Here is a 1,512-nt window from a genome sequence, read left to right as displayed (position 1 = left end):
CAGAGTCAGAGTCCGAACGGTGAAATTGCATCTACCGTCGCCGAACAAAAGAAAAGCACCCCCGGACCAGGAGGCCCAGGGGTGTAGGTTTATGCGGTTTTGCTAGGGGTGGGATTAGGTGGTGGAGGCAGTGTACTCAACGGTCATGGTCACAGCAGAAGCTTGGGCACCGGCCTCGCCAGTGACAGCGGTGCCAGCCGCAATGTCAGCGGTCTTTTCAAACTCGATTACACCACTTGCCACAGTAGCCTCTCCCAGACCGACACCAGTCCACTTGGCAGTGCTGACATCAGCACTACCAGCCTTGATGGTCAGCTTAGCGCCAGTAGAGGCGGAGTTAACCTTGTCAATCTTGTCAGCAAAGGTAACCTTGACAGTCAGCTTGTCGGTAGCGGACAGGTTCACAACCTTGGTAGCGTTTGCACCGAAGTCCACTTCATCACCGTTCACATACCAAGTGGCGGTCATGCCAGTAACACCGTTGGTGATAGCCTTGGTCAGGGTGTGAGCGATCAGATCAGACACGGTGATGTCGCCGGTGACCTTGTCAGCGGGAATCTTGAAGCTGGTACCGCTAGCAGTGACGTCGATGGCGTCGCCGCCCTCAACAGAGACGCGGTAGGAGTTACCATTGGTCGCCCCGTTAACGGTGACTTCCTCACCCACCTTGGCAAAGGTCTTGCTGGACCCGGCAGTCGTGCTGTCAAAGGTCAAGCCAGTGCCGGTCAGTTTCACGTAGCCCGTCGCCAACTCGTCGCCCTGAGCCAGAGCGGTAGCGTCGTTATAGGCCACATAGGTGGTGGCAGCAGCGGTAGTCTTAGCAACACCACTACCGGTGCCGGATACCTTCAGGTCCTTGACAGAAGGCATAGCATTGCTGCTGCCGCCATAGGTCTTGTTTACGCCGGTCTGCACACCGTCAATCTTGACCCAGCCATCGAACTCCTCGATCTTCACAGTGTCGGTGTTACCAATGGCCACCTTCACGCTGCCATCGCCCACGGCAGTCCAGGTGGTGCCATTGACCAGAGCGTACTTGCCGGTGGTCACGGCCACGCCGCCATCAGCAGCAGAGATGGTCTCGTAGCCCTTAGCGGCATCCTGATAGCGGGCACCTTCGATCACATTACTACCGTTCTCAGCCCAAGTAGCAGTGCCAGCAGGATAGCCAAACTTGTCCTTAAGGGTGTAGGTAGTAGTGCCACTGCTGCTAGCCTTGGTGAAGGTGTAGCCCAACTCGCGAGTCAGGTGATCCTCAACCACAGCAACAGCCTCTTCCAGGGTGGGCTTGCCATCGGGGCCGGAGCCAGCGGCGCGGGCAGCGGTCTTCTGATAGACGACCTTGATAACGCCGCTAGAAGCGCCCTCGTCAACACCGGTGATAGCGGCCTGAGCGTTCTCAGGAACCACAGCGGTGGGGCCTTCCTCAGTTACGACAGTGACGGTCAGAGTAGCAGCGCCGTTAGCCAGCTTGATGTTCAGGGTCTCGCCCTCAAGGTTGCCATCGGCGGG

General features: G+C 57.9%; 1 protein-coding gene. It reads right to left on the bottom strand.

The genetic code is table 11. The features are described 5' to 3' along the window. Nucleotides 1-114: 114 nt before the first annotated feature. Nucleotides 115-1,512, bottom strand: a 1,398-nt coding sequence (locus D1646_RS21835; RefSeq protein ID WP_160638446.1) for a hypothetical protein, incomplete at its 5' end; no start/stop codon positions are given.

Source organism: Pseudoflavonifractor sp. 60, assembly GCF_009911645.1.
Lineage (GTDB): Bacteria > Bacillota > Clostridia > Oscillospirales > Oscillospiraceae > Lawsonibacter.
The sequence above is the reverse complement of the archived record's forward strand: the minus strand, read 5'-3'. Positions and strand labels throughout refer to the sequence as shown.